This window comes from Candidatus Pseudothioglobus sp. Uisw_050_01, from assembly GCF_048085775.1.
Taxonomy (GTDB): Bacteria; Pseudomonadota; Gammaproteobacteria; order PS1; family Pseudothioglobaceae; genus Pseudothioglobus.
In genome coordinates, this window is sequence record NZ_CP159804.1 from 578,933 (window position 1) to 599,475 (window position 20,543).

13 protein-coding genes are annotated in these 20,543 nt (G+C 34.9%); 6 read left to right on the top strand and 7 right to left on the bottom strand.

Going from position 1 to position 20,543, the window contains the following annotated elements:
- The first annotated feature begins 62 nt into the window (after positions 1 to 62).
- Positions 63 to 1,370 carry a malonyl-CoA decarboxylase domain-containing protein gene (locus ABXT51_RS02870; protein WP_416696054.1) on the top strand — a complete coding sequence of 436 codons (1,308 nt, stop codon included), beginning with the start codon at positions 63 to 65 and terminating at the stop codon, positions 1,368 to 1,370.
- Here ABXT51_RS02870 and ABXT51_RS02875 read toward each other — a convergent pair.
- The 4 genes from ABXT51_RS02875 to ABXT51_RS02890 are packed head-to-tail and all read right to left on the bottom strand — an operon-like array spanning position 1,364 to position 9,140.
- Entirely contained in the window at positions 1,364 to 3,292 is a 1,929-nt protein-coding gene (locus ABXT51_RS02875) for a sodium:solute symporter family protein (protein ID WP_416696055.1), read from the bottom strand. The genes ABXT51_RS02870 and ABXT51_RS02875 overlap by 7 nt on opposite strands.
- 48 nt (positions 3,293 to 3,340) lie before the next feature.
- Positions 3,341 to 4,756, bottom strand: coding sequence for an ABC transporter permease (locus ABXT51_RS02880; RefSeq protein ID WP_416653008.1), 1,416 nt, complete (start codon positions 4,754 to 4,756; stop codon positions 3,341 to 3,343).
- 34 nt (positions 4,757 to 4,790) lie between these two features.
- Positions 4,791 to 6,944 (bottom strand): ABC transporter permease, encoded by a 2,154-nt coding sequence (locus tag ABXT51_RS02885; protein WP_416696056.1) that lies wholly within the window; start codon positions 6,942 to 6,944, stop codon positions 4,791 to 4,793.
- A gap of 42 nt (positions 6,945 to 6,986) precedes the next feature.
- Entirely contained in the window at positions 6,987 to 9,140 is a 2,154-nt protein-coding gene (locus ABXT51_RS02890) for an ATP-binding cassette domain-containing protein (protein WP_416696057.1), read from the bottom strand.
- A gap of 299 nt (positions 9,141 to 9,439) precedes the next feature.
- Between ABXT51_RS02890 and ABXT51_RS02895 the strand changes: the two genes are divergently transcribed.
- Entirely contained in the window at positions 9,440 to 10,453 is a 1,014-nt protein-coding gene (locus ABXT51_RS02895) for an ABC transporter permease (protein ID WP_416696058.1), read from the top strand.
- An 84-nt stretch (positions 10,454 to 10,537) separates the two neighbouring features.
- Positions 10,538 to 12,598, top strand: a complete 2,061-nt coding sequence (locus ABXT51_RS02900; protein ID WP_416696059.1) for an ATP-binding protein — start codon at positions 10,538 to 10,540, stop codon at positions 12,596 to 12,598.
- A gap of 21 nt (positions 12,599 to 12,619) precedes the next feature.
- Here the strand turns inward: ABXT51_RS02900 and ABXT51_RS02905 are convergent, their stop codons facing one another.
- The 3 genes from ABXT51_RS02905 to ABXT51_RS02915 all read right to left on the bottom strand — a co-directional run bounded on the left by ABXT51_RS02905 (position 12,620) and on the right by ABXT51_RS02915 (position 16,142).
- Complete coding sequence (locus ABXT51_RS02905) at positions 12,620 to 14,161, bottom strand: sugar ABC transporter ATP-binding protein (protein ID WP_416653014.1); 1,542 nt, start codon at positions 14,159 to 14,161, stop codon at positions 12,620 to 12,622.
- 32 nt (positions 14,162 to 14,193) lie between these two features.
- Positions 14,194 to 15,330: a TMAO reductase system periplasmic protein TorT gene (torT, locus tag ABXT51_RS02910; protein WP_416696060.1), complete on the bottom strand. Its 1,137-nt coding sequence runs from the start codon at positions 15,328 to 15,330 to the stop codon at positions 14,194 to 14,196.
- A gap of 119 nt (positions 15,331 to 15,449) precedes the next feature.
- Positions 15,450 to 16,142 (bottom strand): response regulator, encoded by a 693-nt coding sequence (locus ABXT51_RS02915; protein ID WP_416696061.1) that lies wholly within the window; start codon positions 16,140 to 16,142, stop codon positions 15,450 to 15,452.
- Positions 16,143 to 16,440: 298 nt separating this feature from the next.
- Here ABXT51_RS02915 and ABXT51_RS02920 point away from each other — a divergent pair, with 298 nt between their 5' ends.
- The 3 genes from ABXT51_RS02920 to ABXT51_RS02930 all read left to right on the top strand — a co-directional run bounded on the left by ABXT51_RS02920 (position 16,441) and on the right by ABXT51_RS02930 (position 20,508).
- A complete protein-coding gene (locus ABXT51_RS02920) occupies positions 16,441 to 17,613 on the top strand; it encodes an ABC transporter substrate-binding protein (protein WP_416696062.1) in 1,173 nt (390 codons plus the stop codon).
- A gap of 149 nt (positions 17,614 to 17,762) precedes the next feature.
- The gene (locus ABXT51_RS02925; protein ID WP_271556574.1) at positions 17,763 to 18,470 is read left to right on the top strand and encodes a bacteriorhodopsin; all 708 of its coding nucleotides are present in this window, start codon (positions 17,763 to 17,765) and stop codon (positions 18,468 to 18,470) included.
- 43 nt (positions 18,471 to 18,513) lie between these two features.
- A complete protein-coding gene (locus tag ABXT51_RS02930; protein ID WP_271556576.1) occupies positions 18,514 to 20,508 on the top strand; it encodes a flotillin domain-containing protein in 1,995 nt (664 codons plus the stop codon).
- The last annotated feature ends 35 nt before the right edge of the window (positions 20,509 to 20,543 follow it).

A 20,543-nucleotide genomic window follows, 5' to 3' on the forward strand; every position in this document is an offset into this window, starting at 1 on the left:
TTCTTTCTAAGAAGCTAGAAAGAAAAAGTAGTATAAAATTAAACGAAAATTATTATTTAGACATGACTCAGCATCAAAACTTTTTAAACTCTCTTATTCAGCGTATCCGTATGGGGCGTTCAAATAAGAAAGTATCCAGTCCTGAAAGTATCATTACGCTTTGCAATCAGTTAGTAAGTAAAAATGGAGAGGCAACATTATTTTCTCTTGCAAAAATAATTTTGGAAGATTTTAATACTCTTTCAGAAGAGCAAAAAAAGTCATTTTTTTTACAGTTTCTTGATCAGTTTGGCGTCGATCGGCCTACTCTCAAAAAAGCTCTCATTGAATTAAATATTGATGATGAAGGCCAGCTCAGGAAACTTCATCAATTAATTGAACCTAAGAGTCATGAGCTTCTTAGAAGGTTAAATCAAGTCCCAAATGGAACATCAGTGCTTTTAAAGATGAGAGAGTCATTGTTAGCGTGCATTAAAGCTTCCCCAGAGCTTAAATCACTTGATTCTGATTTTGTTCATTTATTTAAGTCTTGGTTTAATAGGGGGTTTTTAAGACTTGAACGCATTGATTGGTCGACAAGTGCTAGAGTGTTGGAAAAAATCATGCAGTACGAAGCTGTCCATGATATTTCAGATTGGGAGGATTTACAAAATAGGGTGGCTGCAGATGACAGAAGGTTATATGCTTTTTTTCACCCAGCACTTCCAGATGAGCCTCTTATTTTTATTGAGGTTGCATTGATGGACGATACGCCAAATTCAATTATGCCAATACTTGATACAAGCGTTAAACCAATTGATCCTTTTAGCGCCACAACAGCAGTTTTTTATTCTATCTCTAATTGCCAGATGGGACTAAAGAGCGTTTCTTTCGGGAGTTTTTTGATTAAGCAAGTAGTAACTGAAATTGAGAAGGAATTCAAACAAATCAAGCATTTTGTTACTCTCTCGCCTGTTCCTGGGCTGAAGAAATGGTCTAACAAAACTAACCTATTAGAAGATAAAGATTTGCCTGAAAATATAATTAATGATATTAGCGAATGTTGTAAAGATAATAAGCCAAATCCTTTAGTATTGAATCGACTAACTTATTATTATTTAACTCAAATTAAACGTAAAAATGGTCAAGCTATTAATCCAGTTGCTCATTTTCATCTTGGTAATGGCGCATCTCTTTATAAAATTCATACAGATGCAAATGTTAATCAAAGTGCTCTAGATGATTCTTGGGGAGTGATGGTTAATTACTTATATGACCTAGAGTCAGTTGCTAAGAACCATGAAGACTATGCAAATCAAGAGCCGGTTGCAGTGTCACCAAAACTTATAAAATCTATTCAAAATAATAAGAAAAAAATCTTAGCCTATTGACTTATTGATTCAATTTCTTTTTCAGGCTCAGTAGACATTCTTAATTTATTAGCTAAAAACCAAATTAATCCTACACCTAGTGCCCACCAAATAATTTGCCATGCCCAAATTGATGGCATTCCAAGCATCCAAGAATCATAACCAGCATTAGGTTTGCCAAAGGTGAAGTTTCCAAATATTGATCCTGGGCCAATAGCAAAAAACATCCATACCATTAATAAAAGCCCTCCAACTGGCTTAGACCAGCGATCATTAGAAGCTGTTACAGAGTGTTTTTGGAAAAATGAGTGAAATGTATCCCTGTGTTGTTTGTCAGGATCTTGACTGGTCATTAAAGAGATAATTAAGCAGATTGAAATATTAAAAAACATACCCCATACAGCTGAATGAATTGTCCAGGGCCACACTCCCCAAGGTAGTCGTCCGCCAGTTATTTTCTGTCCTAATGTTTCAGTGAAGATAACTACAATAATTCCAATAATTACACCTGCAATTGCTGCATTTTTTGTAATCCATGGAAACCATGTGACACCTAATAATGATGGCCAAAGTTGGAATGAGCAAGCAATTGCTAGACTTCCAAGAATGAGAGTGGCTTCCATCGAAAATGAAGCTAATAGCATTCCACAAAAGAACACTAACGCTGTAAGGAGTTTTGCAGCTTTAATTTGAGTTTTATAATCCGCGTCTTTATTAAAATAATGAACATAAATATCTCGAGATAAAATATTTCCAGTAGTAGACATAAATGCAGCTGCAGTGACTTGTAATGCTGCTATAGCACAGATAGCAAGGAAGCCAACCATCCATGGTGAAGTGCTTCCTACAAGTTTAATATAATGCATTACCAGTTCAGTATATTGCGCCTTAGATAGTTCTGGCAAATGCTGTGCAATTGCAAATCCTGCTTGATTAACCGCACTATTTGCTCCTAGTAGATTTGCGCTTACTCCTTGTAGAGTGGAAAATAAAAACATGATAATACCAACACATGCTGCCGCGCCCCATATCTGATGAATTGAAAAGCCTTTGGTTGATTTACTGGTAAACCCAAGCATTGTGAATGTTGGTGAGGATTGAATTCCCATAACTGACATCATAAATGTAAGAGTCATAATTGCAGTCCATGGTCCACCCTTTGGGGTTTCAATTCCTATGCCATCTGTAAATTGAATTACACCAGGAATTGCGAAGTATCCTGGGAAGTTTCCACCTCCCATGCCTTTAGTTTTTCCAAGGTGACTGGTTATATTTTTTGCAATGTTTGCTAAGCCTTGGTTCAATGAATCAAAGCCTCCAGCAAGATCAAGAGCAAATAAGCCCAAAATAATCATTCCAAGGAAAAATAGTATAGTCTGCACTACTGAAATTTTTGCTATTGCTTGCATTCCACCCATGATTGAATATAAAAGAACAAATCCAGATAATGACCACATAGCTACATTTCGTGAAAAAATACCATTAGTTAATTCACTTATTAGGAATCCTGAGGATCCAAAGAGTAATGCAGCAAATGGAATACCAAATAAAAGTGCAATACAAACTGAAATAACTCTTAGGGTGTCGTCTTTAAAGTATGCTGAAAGCATTTCACCAGATGTAGTAAATCTAAAACGCCTTCCAAGCATCCATTGTCTTTTGAGAAGAACAACTCCAGAAATTGCAACAGCGATGGCGAAAAATGAAGTATTTGCAAACTGAAATCCATCTCTAAAAATTAGTCCAGGGTGGGCAATAAAAGTCCATCCTGCAAAGGATATTCCTGTTGCTGCTATAGCAAATACCCATGGCGATAAACTTCGACCAGATAGGAAGTAGTCATCTGCAGATGCTATTTGCTTTGAAGCTCGAACTCCCCAAAAAAAACAGTAAGACCAATAAAGGACTAAAAATATAAATATCCATGTTATTGCGCTAGTCATTTTATTTGTATCCTTGAATTATTTTTAGACATCATGATTAATTTATATTTAAATTTGTGTTCTTATATGAGGTGATCTGGCATATAAAGCTACCATAGGGAGGATTAACAGGCCAAAAACAAATTGTTGACCTTCGTAGCTTAATCCAATTCCTACTAAAAATGACGATAGAACTTGTAAAACAAGAACACCAATAACTGTAAATCCGTATCCTCCTTTTCCTCCAAGAAGTGAAGTACCTCCAACTACAACAGCAGCTATAGTTTGAAAAAGATAAGGACCACCAACGCCAACAAAGCCACCACCACTCCATCCTAAAAGTAAAATACCAGTTAGTGCAGAAACAAACCCCCCTATTGCAAATGCTCCTATCCAGTAAGCCCTCTCTGATATTGATAATCTTGCTGCAGCTGTCCGGTTTCCACCTACTGCATATAGGTTTCTTCCCCAAGTTGTATTTGATAGTGCGATAATCATAAGGATTGATGAAACAACCCAGATTACAACAACAGGCGGGATGCTAATGCCAATAAAAGTTCCATTTGTTGCAGCTATGTTAGACAACCACTTTGGCACAACACCAAAAACGCTTCCTCCAAAATCTGAACCAATAGTTGTTAAGGCTTGAACGGCGCCAGTAACTACAAATCCAACACCCAGAGTTAAGATAAGTGCTTGACCTTGTATACGAAAACTTAATAAGCCATTAACTATTCCAACACCTAATCCCATTAATAAAACAGCAACTATGCAGATCCATGGAGGAATTCCTAACGTGATTAAATACATTAAGCCAATATTTGCAGCTCCAATTACAAAGCTGACTGATAAGTCTAATCCGCCTAGTAATACTACAAGTGTTTGTCCAATACATGCAAGCCCAAGGAATGATGCAAAAAGAAGCATTGATTTCAGATTCAAAGTTGAGATAAAGCCATCTACAATTAATGAACCCATAATAAAAAGTCCAATTAATACTGCTAATCCCATAAGCGCACTTTTATTATTTTTCGCAACTGAGTTGGTGATGATTAATATTAAGAGAGTTAGAAAAAATACTACCAATGAAAGTATATTTTGCCATTGAAGAAAATCATCCATAGCAAAGGCAAGTCCAACAAATGCAATAATCATTGCTAATATGCCAATAATGGCACCCTTGTTACTCTTGATAAGGAAACTAAAGTAGCTTTCAGTAGACTCTTTATCTTGGATTTCTATATTTTCTACTAATTGTAGATCTTCCTCTTCAAGGCCGTCAATGTATGTCCATCTTACTGAAAGGTGATGCCAGCCCCATAAGATTGAACCAAAGATTGCAACTGTATAAAGCATAACAAGTTGTGAGGGAGTGTTATCAATAAAACCTAAAACAGCACTAATAACTGAAACTATTAAAGCAACAATAAAGCCCAGCCATTTATAAAATGAAAAGGCAGCTTTTCCCATTCTATTAATGCGCATTTTTAACCCAATTATTTTGAAATATTTTCATTATTTATCCTTCCCATTTGCTTATTGCATCATCTTTATGATCGCCAATAATGTATGTGCTTATTATGTGCATTACATTTGGTGCAGAAATAATTGTGATTCCAATAATGACAATGAGCTTCCATATTGGCACACCTATTGCATAAAATAAACTGCCCCATGCTAGAATAGCAAAAGCAGCTATATACCAATATTTCCAAAAACTATTAAAACTAGTTTCTCCCATAGCAATGCGTAAAAATACTTGTAATAAAACAATAATAATGGCAATGTAGGCAATTTCAGTAATTAGTGCCATTCCACTGGCATCAACATTCATCCTTATTGGTGCCGTATATTCGATAAATTTGGTCGGTAAACTTTCTACTCCAGTTGGAATAATTGGCATTGAATAGCTTGTTAATACTCCCATATTTGGGTCAACTGAAACCACACTATTGCCTATAAAGAAGTACATAACAATTAAGAAAATAATAGATATTGCGCCAATAAAAATACTATTGATATTTTTTATTTTTGTATGAACTAAAGGTATGGTAATTGTGAAGAGAAGTGCTGAGACCATTAATATTGCAAAAACTTCACCTGAGAAACTACTTGTTAAATATCCCTTATCTGCATCTTGAAAAAATACAGCTCCAATTGCAATAACTGGAACAATAGCGATGCACATTATCATTGCTAAACGCTTGATACTAGTTTTTATTCCTGGAAGCATTGTCAGAATTATTAGTGATGACAATAGCACTACACCTACTAGACCGATTAATAGATATGTTGTCTTACTTAATGCATTAATAGAGAGGAATGATGAAGAGCTCGAGATTTCCTCCATGCTAAATATCATTATTGAATAATCAATCATAGCTGGTGAGAAAACTACTTCTGAAGTAGAATCAGGATTAAATATTAGACCAAAAGCAGTAATTATTACAACAATCATAAGTCCAATCATTGGGCCGCTTATATGTTTAAAAGCAACTTTGATAATATAGGCAGTCAATGCCACCCCAATAATTATAAGAAACATAATTGTTCCTGCTGACATAGTTTCCTGCTCAACAGCAGCTACAAATGCCTTATATCTTTTTACTCCAAATGATTTGTCCATCGATACGCTTACCATTACCCCTAAGGAAACTATTCCCATTACTAAAAACACTAGGGATGGCGATAGTCCTCGAGCACGTTTTTGAAGAAATGGAATCGCAATACTAATTAATAATGAAACAACCAGCATAAGTCCATATGAGAAATCGGTAACGAAACTCTGCATTTTTCCAAAGTTAAAAGTTGAAAGTGCAAAGGTAATTAAAAATATATTTAGTGAACCTAGAAGGGCGCCAAATGCACTTCCTCGACCACCTGCTAAATTTGCTCCACCCAGGACAAGTGCAGTAACTGCCATTAGTGTGTAAGTTGTTCCCTGACTTGGATCACCAGAGCTAATTAGAGATGTAAATGTAATCGCAGCAAGTCCTGCATAAATACCGCCTATAACATGAGCGCCAATTCGAACCATGTTTATATTAACTCCACTTGTGTAGGTTGCTCGCTCATCAGAACCCATCATTTTTAAATTACCCCAGAAGGCTGTTTGAGCAAGCAAGTACCATCCTGCTGTTGCAACTATTAATATTACTAAAACGGGAGAAAAAATAGTAGTGCCAGCTCCCCAGCTATACATCCAATCAGGCGCTAAGCCAGATGGTCGAGGCATAATTATGAGATTCAATCCAACAAGCGAGAGGTAGCCACTTAATGACACAATAATTGGCTGCACTCGAACAAATACAATTATTAAAGCCATTAGAACTTGATAAGCAATACCCACACCAATGGCGTATAAAAATATTGCAATTGGTGATTCAATTAAACCTAGCCCGATTAGCTGAATCATGCCAACATTGATAAATCCAATTAATGGCCCAATTGATAAATCAACTCCTGCTCTTCCAGCCATAACTATTACTGTTAATGCATAGGTTGCAAGTATTAGTGGAGCCACAACAATTATTAAACCACCAAATCCAGTACTTGAAACCATATATGGGCCTCTAATAACTGCAAATATAAGTAATAGGAAGAATATGACTATAGGAACTATAAGATATGTACTAGCCCCAGAATTTGATTCTTGTTTTTTGATTAATTCCATTATCGTTAAAAGTTCATTTTGTAATATTTATATTAAATTGCCCTATTCTTTAGAGAATAATTTTTCAAATTTTTCTAAATCTTCCTTACTATATTCCTGAGTATTTGACTTAACGCTCTTATGATCTATATTATTAGAGGAGGTGATTTTTTGACTACTTAAGCGTCTATCTAGCTCATTTTTAATTTCATTACCATCATCTTCAATTTCAAATTTTTTGAATAGCTCTTCGTCGGCAGCTGAGTAATCATCTACTTTATTTGCCTGACCCAAAGTAATTTTTTGGTTAGGATTTTTTTTGAATTTCATTAACTTTTCAAATTGATTTGAATCATCTTTAGAATATTCAAAAGACTCGGTTAATTCCTCAGCTGTTTTCTTTTCAACTTTTTTGCCATCATTATTTTGATTTTCAGAAGAATTGATTATTGAATTAAAATTTTCTTCATCAGAAGGTGAGAAATCCTGCTTTGAAGATTTAGTTGAGGCTTCTGTTTTGATCTCATTTTTGAAATATTTACTTACGTTATATTCACTCATTTCATTCTCCATTTTTGTGTTTTCAGGATATTTTGAGTTCACCAACTCTTTATGCTCTATATCAGAGTTATCTTGATTTTGAATATGTCCAAACATTGATTCAAGAATTCCATCAGCATTAATTTTTTGATCTAAAAATGTTTCAAAAATGCTGCCGTTGCGAAATACAATTACACGCGAACAAAACCCTATGAACTCTTCAAGTTCACTTGACATGTAAATTACTGAATTTCCTTCATCCGCAAATTCTCTTAGTTGTTTGTAAAGATCTCTTTTAGTTTGTAAATCTATTCCACGAGCAGGATCTAATAAAACCAAAGTCTTGGGATGGGTGGAAAAAGCACGTCCTAGCATTACTTTTTGTTGATTACCACCACTTAAAGATGTAATCAAATTTTCTTTGGCGCCTGCTTTAATAGCTAATCTCTCTACTTCCCAATCATAAATGTCATTTATTGCACCCCATTCAATAAGGCGAACGCCGGGTATATTGGTATTTTTGTCGTACATAGAAATTGCTAAATTTTCAACAATACTTAGATTTGGTAAAATTCCTTCTCTTTTTCGATCACCTGAAACAAATGCAATTCCAAATTTTTTTGCATCTGCAAGAGTGTTAATCGAAGAAAAATCAACACCATGGTTTGTGCTGACTTCAGCTACTCCTTCTGCAGCTGGTGCAATACCAGCTAATATTCGAACAAAGTCATCTTGACCATGGCCATCTAGCCCAGTGATTCCAACTATTTCACCTTTATTTAATTCAAAATTTGAAGAATCACTTGTTGGCCAAACCCTCATATTTTGAGTTCTGAGCGCTACTTGTGAGTGAGATGATTTGTGAGCATCTTGTTTAGTTGAGTCTTTGCTTTGATCTTTTCCTGTCATCAGTTGTAAAAGATTTTTTTCAGTAATTTGACTTTTTTCTAAAACACCAACATCTTTCCCATCTCTCATAACTGTGCAACGATCACTGATTCTTACTAACTCTGCAATTCTATGAGTTACTATTATTATTGCTGTCCCCTTATCACGTAGTTCTCTCATCTTATTAAAAAGACGCTCAGTTGAGTCGAAATCTAATGCAGCTGATGATTCATCTAAAATTAGTAAATCTGGCTCACTTAGTAATCCTCTAGCAATGGTAATCCAGGCTTTAGTACTTAGTGGAAGATTTCCAGCTGGCATTAAGGGGTCGATATCTTCATCAGCTAATTCACTTAATAAAATTCTAGCTTTATCTTGTTTATCTTTATCCGACATTGATTTTGAGAAAAAACCATCAATACCAATAAATAAGTTATCAACTATCGATGCTTCATCTGCTACAAGAACCTCTTGAAATACCATTGAAACACCTAAATCGCGAGATTCCTTTGGTGTGGATGGATGATGGCCATTAATTGACACTTTCCCTGAATCAATTGGCAAGACACCCGCGAGCACCTTAGCTAATGTACTTTTCCCACAGCCATTTCCACCAATAATTGCATGGATTTCACCAAAATATCCAGTAAAGGACACATTATCAAGGGCTTTAGTTACCCCAAATGATTTGCTTACGTTTTTAACATGAAGCTCACCCGGAAATTTGGTTAGTATTTCTGGTAAATCTGAAGGATCATCTTCTACTGTCTTTTGTACTTGTTCGGCCAATTAAATACACCTCTAAATTGAAATAGGAGTCACTTCAGACTAATGGCTATGTATTTATTTAGAAATTTATATATACAGAAATTCTATTTTAAAACATCCAAAAGTATAGGTGCAGTTTACTACTATCACATACCATAGTCAATAGTATGTATTAATTCTTATATTATTGGTAAAGTAATGTTTAATAATGTTACAATCATGAATAAAAATGATGGTTAGTATGTTTTTTTTTAAAACTATTTTTTTTAACTTTCTTTGATGTATTGTCATATTCTTGGGTTTATTAAGTAAATATAAATATGAGTGAACTTTTTAATTATTTTTCAATACTCAAGAAATTCTTGTCCAATTCATTTATTAAAGCTGGAGTATTGCCCTGGTTTCTTGGTGTTGCTCTAATTACTTTCTCATTCGCTAGTGATAATTTTTTAACTACACAAAATATTCTAGGCGTAGCACGGCATTCTTCAGATCTTATTCTTGTGGCCATGGCTCAGATGGTAGTTATGCTCACTGCTGGGTTGGATTTCTCTGTTGGTGTAATTCTTGCAATGACTTCTGTCGTTGCTTCGATGACAATGGTGGCTTTGTGGTCTGGATACGGTTCCGGCTGGGAGGCAATTTTTATAGGCTGCTTAGCAGGTCTTCTGGTTGGAGCGTGTATTGGCCTAGTTAATGGCCTTGGTGTTGCTTTTTTACGAGTACCCCCATTCATAATGACTCTTGGCATGTCTTCAATTATATTTGGGTTAGCTCTTACTATTACTGGAGGAATTCCAATCTATGGAATGCCCGAATCATTCACGAATATTTTTGGCTATGGCACGTTTCTAGGTATTTCATTAACTATATGGATCACTCTATTTTTTATTATTTTGGTTTATATTTTTATTAATATGACAAAGATGGGGAGGTACTTTTATGCGATAGGAGGAAACATCAGAGCAGCAGAACTTTCTGGCATTAATGTTCGTATTTATATAGTGAGTGCTTATGTTTTTTCTGCAGTTATAACGAGTTTTGCGGCTTTATTGATTACTGCAAGGCTGGAAACTGGAGAGCCTAACATTGGTGCAAGCTATCCATTGCTATCCATTGCTGCTTGTGCGATCGGAGGGGTAAGCCTTCTTGGTGGTGTTGGTAGAGTTCAGAATGTTGTTTTAGGGGCGTTTTTTATTATCTTAATACAAAATGGAATGAACCTAATGAGAGTTGGTTCATACTTACAGATGGTTGTTATAGGCGTGTTGCTTATAGTAGCTATTAGTGCTGAGTATTTTAGGCAGCAAATGTTATCAACCCTAAAAAAATAGTGACCGAATAAGAATGATTTTTTATAATTTATTAAATTTGAATGTTTTCTTAGATTCTGAGATCTAAAAATTCACAATTAATATATGAAAAAAATTAAAAAAAATCTCTTTAATAGGTTATCTCTTAATCAAAAAATCTTAACTTTAATATTTATTGAAATTATTGCTTTTATTTCATTAATGCTAGTTGCTTTTTCGCAAATCTACACAGTTGGCAGCGAAACCAAACAAATGTCTTCTATCACAATTCCATTAATCGAGTCCGTTCATAGAATTGATGATAGTGTTTATAGTCAAAGGCTTAGTCTCAATGAGCTCTATATAACGGTTACCCAAATCGTTAACCAAGATGGTGATAAAACAAGTTTTTATGATAAATATGTGCAGCTCTTAGGCGGCAAATCAATCCAGGATAAATTTTCATTAGCTAGTCAAAAATTGAAGGAGTCAATTGCTGATACTGAAGATTTTATTAGAAAAGTTAAAAATGACGAAGCTTCAAATAACGACATAATTGTAGATAATCAAGAGCAATTACTTCTAGAGCTCTATGAGCTGAGAGTAGTTTCTCAAAAATATAATCAAATAGTTGTAAGTAACTTATTCCTTGAAAATAATTTACAAATACTTACTCTAAATATCAAAAACCTCAATGAAATTTTATCTACTGAAGAGTCTCTTGTTATTCAGGCAGAAAAAGTAAGTAAAGAATTAGAAAATGTTATTAATGACTCTAAAGAAAAAATAATTTATGTTGAAAGAATCGCTATTAGTTATATAGTTATAACAACAATTATTTCTATTTTATTTGCTATATCAATGATTCTTCTTATTGTAAGGATGAATATTTCAAAGCCTTTACAGTTACTTACTGACTCAATAAATAGATACACCCCGTTAAGAAAAGTGACAAGGTTAGAAGATGAGCAAAATATATTAGAAAGAGAGGATGAGCTTGGAAGAATGGGGCGAAGTTTTAACAGGCTTAAAGAGGACTTATGGGAGCAAGGAGTCGGACTTCAAAATGCTAAGGAAGATGCTGATAGAGCCAATAAAGCCAAATCACTATTTCTAGCTTCAGCTAGCCATGATTTACGTCAACCTTTAAATGCAATGCAGATGTACATAGCAGCGTTAAAATCTAAAGTTAAAGATGAAAAAATTCTTACAATTATTGAAGATATAAATTCAGTTTCAGCTTCAACTGCAAGACTTTTAAATGCTCTTTTAGATGTTTCTGAATTGGAGGTTGGAGCTATTAAGCCTCGATATGAAGACTTCTCAATTAATAATATTTTTACTAGTATTTTTCAATCATTCGCACCTTTAGCAAAAGATAAAAACTTACAGTTTCGAATCGTTCCTTCTAGTATTACTGTTAGAAGTGATCCTGATTTATTGGAACGTATATTAGGTAATTATATGTCAAATGCCATTCGTTATACTGAAGCTGGATCTGTAATGATGGGATGCAGAAAGAGGGGCAATAAGGTTTCAATTGAAGTCTGGGATACGGGCTGTGGAATCTCAGAAGATCAAATGCCAAATATTTTTGAGGACTTTTATCAGATTGAAAATAAAGAGCGAGATAGAAGCAAGGGGCTTGGTCTTGGTCTGGCTCTAGCGAAGCGTTTATCTCTAAGCCTTAGCCATACAATAGATTGTAAATCTACTCTCGGAGGTGGCTCATGCTTTTCTGTATTAGTTGAAATTGGTGAAGCGAAGAATAGTGAAGTTCAACTTGAAGCTATTTCTAACATTATGGATTTAACTGGTGCTAGAATTTTGTTAGTTGAAGACGATATTGATGTCTTAAAAGCTTCAATTCAGTTAATGGAATCTTGGGGCTGTATTGTCGATTCTGGAAGAGACCTGGACGAAATCAAAAATATCATTAGGTCTCCAGATTACCTATTGCCAAACATTATTGTGGCTGACAATCGATTACCAGGAGATGCTTCAGGTGTTGATGTAGTTAAACTAGTTCAACAAGAGTTAGAGTCTGTAATTCCGAGCATAATAATAACTGGAGATGTAGAAAGGTCTCATATACAAAGCATTAAAGAAAAAGGGCTGCCAGTGTTATTAAAACCAATTCAACCTGCAAAGTTCAGAGCTATTCTTTCACATTTGATTAACTCTTAGCTCTCAATTTATTTTTAAAAGTTAGACTTTGATTTCAGTTTCTCTAGATTTCAAAAAATAGTTTTGGATTAGAAGTTCGCTTGACTCTTCAGAGTTTATTTCAGCACTTAAGCTGCCTTCATTAATAATATAGATTCTATGAGATAAGTTAACTAGTTCGGTTAAATCAGAAGAGATCATGAGAACTGCTCCTCCTGCATCACAAAAGTCGCTTATCAGTTCATAAATTGACACTCGAGTACCAATATCTACTCCTATTGTTGGTTCATCAAGAATAAATAATTGTACGTCTCGAGCAAAACTTTTAGCAAGCATTACTTTTTGTTGAGTACCACCAGATAGCTGCTCTATTTTATTTTCAATACCCTTATTGAAGTTTAATCGTTGCCCAATCTTTTCAACAATATCTTTTTCATTTTTTCTATTTACCATGAAGCCAGTTGAAAATTTTGGAAGCCCTAGTGATGGTAAAGAAATATTTTCTCTGATGTTATGTTCCATTACAAGTCCTTCAGCCCTTCTATCAGAGGGTACATAAAGCATTCCTCTATCAAGCATTGCTCTTGGACTAATGTCATTGATATTTTTAGAACTGTCATATACAACATCATCTAAGTAAGTTATGTTGCCTGAATTAATTTTATTAATACCAAAGCATGCCCGACCAATTGCAGATTTTCCTGATCCAGCAAGTCCTGCAAGTCCAACTACCTCTCCAGCCCTTACATTGATTGATACATCCTTTAAGAAACTATCTGGAATGCTTAGGTTTTTTACATCTAATAGCGTCCTGCCAGGATGGCTTTTTATCTCAGGAAAAAAGTTTTTGATTTTTCGGCCAGTAGCAAGCTCAATTAATTTTTGCTCATCAATTTTAGAGACCTTATCAGTCTCAACTACTTTACCATCTTGAAGAATTGTTACGCGATTACATATTGTATAAATTTCTTTCATTCGGTGAGTGATATAAATTACACCAATGCCTTCTTCTTTTAAAATTTTAATCATTGAAAAAAGATGGTTTGTTTCATTTTCCGCTAAAGAAGCAGTTGGCTCATCAAGAATCATTATTGAGGGCCTTGTGTGGAATGCTTTTGCAATCTCAACCATTCTTTTTTCAGCATGAGATAAGTTAATTATTTTTTCTTCAGGTTTAATAGAGAACTCGAGTCTATCCATGGTCTCACAAGCCATTTTATGCAATTTTTTCTTGTTAAGAAATAGCCCTTTTGAAACATTAGAGCCTAGAAATAAATTTTCTTCAACAGTGAGTTGAGGAACTAATGAGAACTCTTGAAACACTGCACTAATTCCAAGCTCTCTCGCATTATGGACAGAATGAATTTTTAATTCTTCATTGTTTAAAATAATTTTTCCACTTGTAGGCTGTAAATCACCAGTAATAATTTTAATTAAAGTAGATTTTCCAGCTCCATTTGGACCAAAGATAGCATGAGCTTCACCAGGGTACAAATCAAAATTGACTTCATCCAATACAGAAGTTTCAAAAAATTGTTTTGATATATTATTAAGCTTTAATAGAGGTATTGATGATTGATTCATAATTTAGTTTTTTTAATTACTAAGATTATCTTTTAGTTCACTGAAAAAACAGGAGACCATCCCTTAGGAGCTAGTGTTGTTGAGGAGTCAAACTTATTAAAATTTTTAGGTGTTACAATTAATATTGGTTGCTGTATGTGCTCTGTAATTCGACCCGTATTATATTCTGGGCGACCTCCTGTTGCCATTTCAATTCCCCCTAATAGCCTTACTGCCTGGTCAACGGCAATTCTGGCTTGAGAAATCATTTGATCTGATGGCGCCATTGAAATTAACCCTCGTTTTATAAAAAGATCAATACCAGGCGTATAGTACGTGGATACTAGTTTAATTTTGTTTTGAAGTTTTCTGGCTCTTAGGGCTCCTGCTGCAGCTTCAATTGTTGTTCCAGTCCCTACAATGTATTTAAATTCTGGCTCAGGACCTGAAGCTAAGTTCTGAAGGGTCTCTTCAACCAACTGCAATTGGATTGATTTCCCTGTATCCCCCCAATTTGTTTCAAGTATTTTAATTTTAGATCCATTTAAAGCTTTTAAACAGCCTACGTTTGAGGCAATAGACCATCCTGCTCCAGGTGGTCCAGGGAACCAAACTATGTTGGTTTCATTCGGATTATCTATTTCTTGATCTAAAACCCATTTGCATGAGGTATAACCCATATCGATAAAACTTTGTAAAGAGTTGGCATCAACAGCTGTATTTATTCCAGTAACAAGAACAACAACAGGAATTCCTTTTTCTCTTATTATTTCTATCTGTTTAGCGTTACCATTGCTTGAGATTGGTCCAATAATTAAAGCCTCTCCTCCATTAGTAATACAATCATCGACTTGATTTAGTTGTGCGTCTAGATTTGTATATCCACCGGCTTCAAATAATGTGATTTTTTGACCTAGACGACGACCTTCAGTAATAATCCCATAGGCTACTCCAACCCAATAAGAGTCTTTAAGGTGAGGGAATGAAACACATATGTGATGTTTATTATTAACTTGGTTTGGTTTTAAAGGAGCATAAATTTGAAGGGGGAGCGTTTCTAGAGAGTTTCTTTTATCTGTCCAGCAATCAACGTCACCGTCTGTACAAGAATAATTGAATACGTTTACGCTTTGAGACCAATAACCACCTTCATTGGCCTGAGTGGGCGAGATATAACTTATTAAGAACAATAAAAAAAATAAAGACGCGCAAGGAAGCCTTGAATATTTTATGAATATATTTTTAAAATACTCTACTAAAAAGAAAATATAGTTGTCATTTTTAAAAATAGAACTCAATAAACCTCCCTCTAGGTAATTAACTCCGAAACTTTTTGGATATTGGAATATTTAGCAACTGCCTCAGTTCTATTTTTAACATTGAGTTTTTTAAATATTGCTGATACGTGCATTTTAATTGTTGGAATAGTAAGACCCAATTCAGTTGCAATAGACTGGTTTGAGTTACCAACCTTTATAAGATTAAAGACTTCTTCTTGTCTCTTTGATAGGATGCTGGACTTTTTAATAATATTTGATACTGGTTGGGAGGCATCATTCTTGATATCAATTCTTGATTGCAAGACATGCGGAGGAATGTAAACACCTCCAGCCAAGATAAGCTTAATAGCGCTAATAGTAATTTCTGGTAGGGAGGTTTTTGGAATGTAACCTGATGCTCCAGAAGAGATGGCCATATGGATGGAATCAAAATCTTCTTTAACTGAAACAATAACTATTGGGACGCCAGGATGCAAATTGATAATATTGAGGATGCTTTTTTCTCCATCCATTCCAGGCATCATAAGATCTAGAAGCAATAAATCAATAGAAGGTTTTTCTGAGAGAATTTTTATTGTTTCATCAAAGCTATTAGTTTGAAATATATCTGAATTTGGTACAGCCATTTTTACAACTAATTCTAGCCCACCTCTGACTAATGCATGGTCATCCGCTATAACGATTTGATGACGAATTGAATTATCTTGAACTTGATTTTGCATATTTTTTTATTCTCTTAGTAATTGAATTTTAAAGCTTTAATGAGGCATTCTCATTAATTGTACATTATTTTACTGGTTAATAAGAATGCAGGGCTGCATACTTTAATCTCATATACATACTAATGTAATGTAATAAATAAAATATACATACTTTTGTTGACTAATATATACAATATGCTATACTCACATATACTTTAGACTATGTAAATTTGCTTTAAAAGCGTACCTAGCTTATAAATCAAAGTTTTTTAAAGTACACAAAACAAGTAATGATACTTGTCAAAAAAAGGAGATAAAAATGCAAAAATTTATAAAATTTACTTTAGCATGTTTTTTATCATTAGGATTTTCAACAATGACTCTTGCTGGTTTAGATGAAATTCCAAAAAGTATTACTGATTCAGTGTATAACCCAGATCTAATGGATTCAATGCAGCCATTAGGTGAGAGTGCTTTTAGGGAATGGAAGAGTGACCGCTCTCCACCTTGGACAGTAGGTTATGCAAGTACTTATGCTGGAAATACTTGGCGTAAAGGCGCAATGGACCGGTTATTGAATGAGATCAAGCCAAAATGGCAAGAGCTCGGTCTACTTAATGATATTGTTGTTACACAGTCAAATCTAAAAGATGCTTTACAAATCCAGCAGATTAGACAGCTAGTTGATCAGGGCGTAGATGCAATTATTATTTGTTGCTCGAACCCGACAGCTCTTAATCAAGCTATTCAGTATGCATTTGATAGAGGCGTTCCCGTCTTTTCATTTACTGGATATACAACATCGCCACTTTCAGTCAGTTCATCAGTTAACTATCATCAGGCAGGATTTGATGTTGGTACATGGATGGCCGAAGAAATTGGTGGAGAGGGTAATGTTCTTGTAGTAGAGGGTATTCCTGGTTATTCTGCTTCTGATTCTCAGAACCGTGGAGTTTTGGATGGTTTGTCTCAATATCCTGGAATTAAGGTTACTGGACAGATTGCCCATATGTGGACATCACAAGTTGGTCAAGCAGAAACACAAAAATGGTTAGCAACTCATCCTGGTCAGCTTGACGGTATGGCAGTTCAGTCTTCTGGTGAAACAGGAGTATTAGCTGCACTTCAGCAATCAGGTCGTGAAATGGTTCCATTATCAATTGGTGGTGAGTTAGGTGCTTTATGTTACTGGCGTAATAATCCAGATTACATAAGTGCGGCAATTCAAACATGGCCTCCGGGTGATGATGTTGAGCTTGGCTGGAACATCATGATGCGCACATTGCAAGGTCAAGGTCCTAAGATTCAATCAATTTTAGTACCACCTCGCAAAATTACTTACGCTGATGTTGAGGCAATGATGGGTACTGATTGTGATAGAGGTTCTACTGGTTGGTACAATCCAGGGATAGATATTTGGGGTGGTAAAGACTATCTTGATAATTTCTTCCTGAGACCTGCGGATCCAGAGGCATACGATCCAAATTCATAAGTAAATAAACTTCATAAAGCCCAGAAACTTTTTTCTGGGCCTTATGGATTTTAAGCTCGACATTTAGTTTTTAGAGTTATTAAAAATATTTTTTAAAATGAATTAAAGATTGAAGTAATAAAAATAGAATTTAAAACCAAGGATATTTTATGAACAGCACATTATTACCAACAGACATTGTAGGAGGTACTTTTTGGCTCCTATCTATGGCAATGTTTGGTGCATCTATTTTCTTTCTTCTTGAAAGAACAAAGGTTGCTACTAAGTGGCATACAACTATGACATTACTAGGTGTGGTAATGCTGGTTTCAGCAGTCTTCTACCACTATATTAAAACAATGTGGGTGGACACAGGTTCAGCACCAATTATTCTACGATATTTAGACTGGATACTCACACATACGATGCAAATTGTATTGTTTTATGTCATCTTGTCTGCAGTTACAAAAGTTTCATCAGCTTTATTTTGGAGATTATTAATTGGATCATTAGTAATGGTGATTGGCGAATTTCTAGGGGCAGCTGGTTATATGAGCGCTACGTTAGGATTTATTATAGGAGTTGTAGGTTGGCTTTATATTCTCGGTGAACTGTATATGGGAGAAGCAGGACGTGCAAATTTAGAGAGTGGTAATGAAGCCACACATATGGCATTTAATGGCCTCAGATTAATTTTAACTATTGGATGGGCAATTTACCCACTTGGTTATTTTATAAACAATCTTGGGGGCGGTATTGATGTGAATAGCTTAAATATTGTTTATAACTTAAGTGATTTTTTAAATAAAGTAATTTTTGGATTCGTAATTTATAAAGCTGCAATGAATGATACTCAGCTAGTAAATGAAAGCAATTAACTATGAAAAATAATACATACAAATTTTATAAGGAGAAATTATTATGACTGGTGCAGATATTATTGCAGCCATTATTCTTACGGCATTAGCAATTGCAATTTTTGTATATTTGCTGCATTGGCTTTATCGCAGATCATCCAAAGAGGTTTCTTTTGTGAGAACTGGACTTAGAGGTGAAAAGGTTATATTAAGTGGGGGAGCATTTGTATTACCAATAATTCACAATATAACTTCTGTTGGAATGCGAACATTGCGTATAGAAGTTAAGCGTGGTGGTGATAAATCATTTATTACTAAAAATAGAATGCGAGTTGAAATAATTGCAGAATTCTATGTACGCGTAACTCCATCAAAGGAGGCAGTATCAATTGCAGCGGGTACTTTAGGTAAGCGAACAATGGAGCCTGAAAGTTTAAGAGAATTAGTCCAAGGTAGATTTGTAGACGCACTAGGTATTGTTGCAGCACAAATGACAATGGAAGAAATACAGGAGAAGAGGGGCGAATATATAAAGGAAGTAAAGGTTATTGTTGCTGAATCTTTAAGTGCGACAGGACTAGAGCTTGAAGCCGTTTCTCTAACTAGTTTAGATCAAGCTGGACTTGAGGTATTTAACCCATCTAACGCGTTTGACGCGGAAGGTCTTACTCAGCTTACAGAGCAAATTGAAGCAGGAAAGAAAAAGCGTAATGATATTGAGCAAGATACAACAATAAGAATTAGAGCAAAAAATTTGGAAGCTGAGCAGAAAGCTCTGGAAATTGATCAGCAAAGAGAGTTTTCAAGGTTATCACAGGAGCGTGAAATTGCCAAACAACGAGATAGAGAGCGTACTGATATGGCTATTGAAACCTCAACACAGCAGCGCTTAGCTGAAGAATCCAGAATCCAGTCTGAAGAGGATATTGAAAAAGCACGTATTCAACAACAAGATACAATTGAAGTTGAGCGTTCATTGAGGGAGCATGAGCTAACACTTCAGATTGAAGAGCGAAAAAGATTAAGAAACGAAATTGAAAGACAAACTGAAACTGACATTAAGCAAAAAAATCTTGAGGCTGAAATTAGAGCATTAGATATTCAAAAAGAAAATGAGTTTGCAAGACTTCAACAGGAAGAAGATATTGCTTCTCAAAGGGCAAAACAGAAAACTGAAGTTCTTAAGGTTGAGTCTGAGCAATATATAGAATCTGAACAGGCCCAAATAAAAGCAAACGAAGAAGTTAAAAAGATGGAAATAGATCAAAAGAGATCTCTTGAAATCTCTCGAATTAATAATGATCAATTGTCTCAAGCTTCTGAAATACAAAAGAGAAAAAATCTTGAGATTGAAGAGAAAGATCGTGAGCTTGAAATTATAGCTAAAACTGTAGAAGTATTAAAGGCAGTAGAAAACAAAGAACATATTAGGGCTCAAGTTGTTGTCGCAGAGGAGCAGGTTCAATCAGCACAGGAGGTTGAAGTTGCAGAGCGACAAAAGAAGCTTCAGATAATTAATGCTGAAAAAGAGGGTGAGAGTGAAGCAATACAAATTACCACCCTTGCTAGAGCTGAAAAAGAAGCAGCACAGGAGCAAGAGCAAACTGATAAATATGCCTCCCTTGCAAGTAAGCTTCGATATGAAGTAGATGCAGCAGGAAATTTGATGCTAAATGAGGCTGAAAATGCTCGAAGTGATGAAAGTCGTCAAAGCGACCTAAGAATGGAGATTGCTAAAAATCTTGACTCAATTATTCGAGAAGCTGTTAAGCCAATGGAAAATATTGATGACATAAAAATTTATGAACTTAATGGAATGCCTGGCTTCAATTCAAATAGTTCCAATGGAGATTTTGTTGGACCAGTAAATGGAGGCGGAAATTTTTCTGAAAATGTAGTAAATTCCGCGTTACGTTATCGCGCACAAGCTCCTTTTGTTGACAATCTTCTTGATGAAATTGGAATGTCATCTAAAGAGATAAGCAATATTAAAAACATTCTTGGAGATTATAAGAAGGATGAAAAAAAAGGCGATGATATAGAAGGCGATAAAGCCTAAAAAGTTTAACTTTAAATTAATAAAAAATTAAGGAA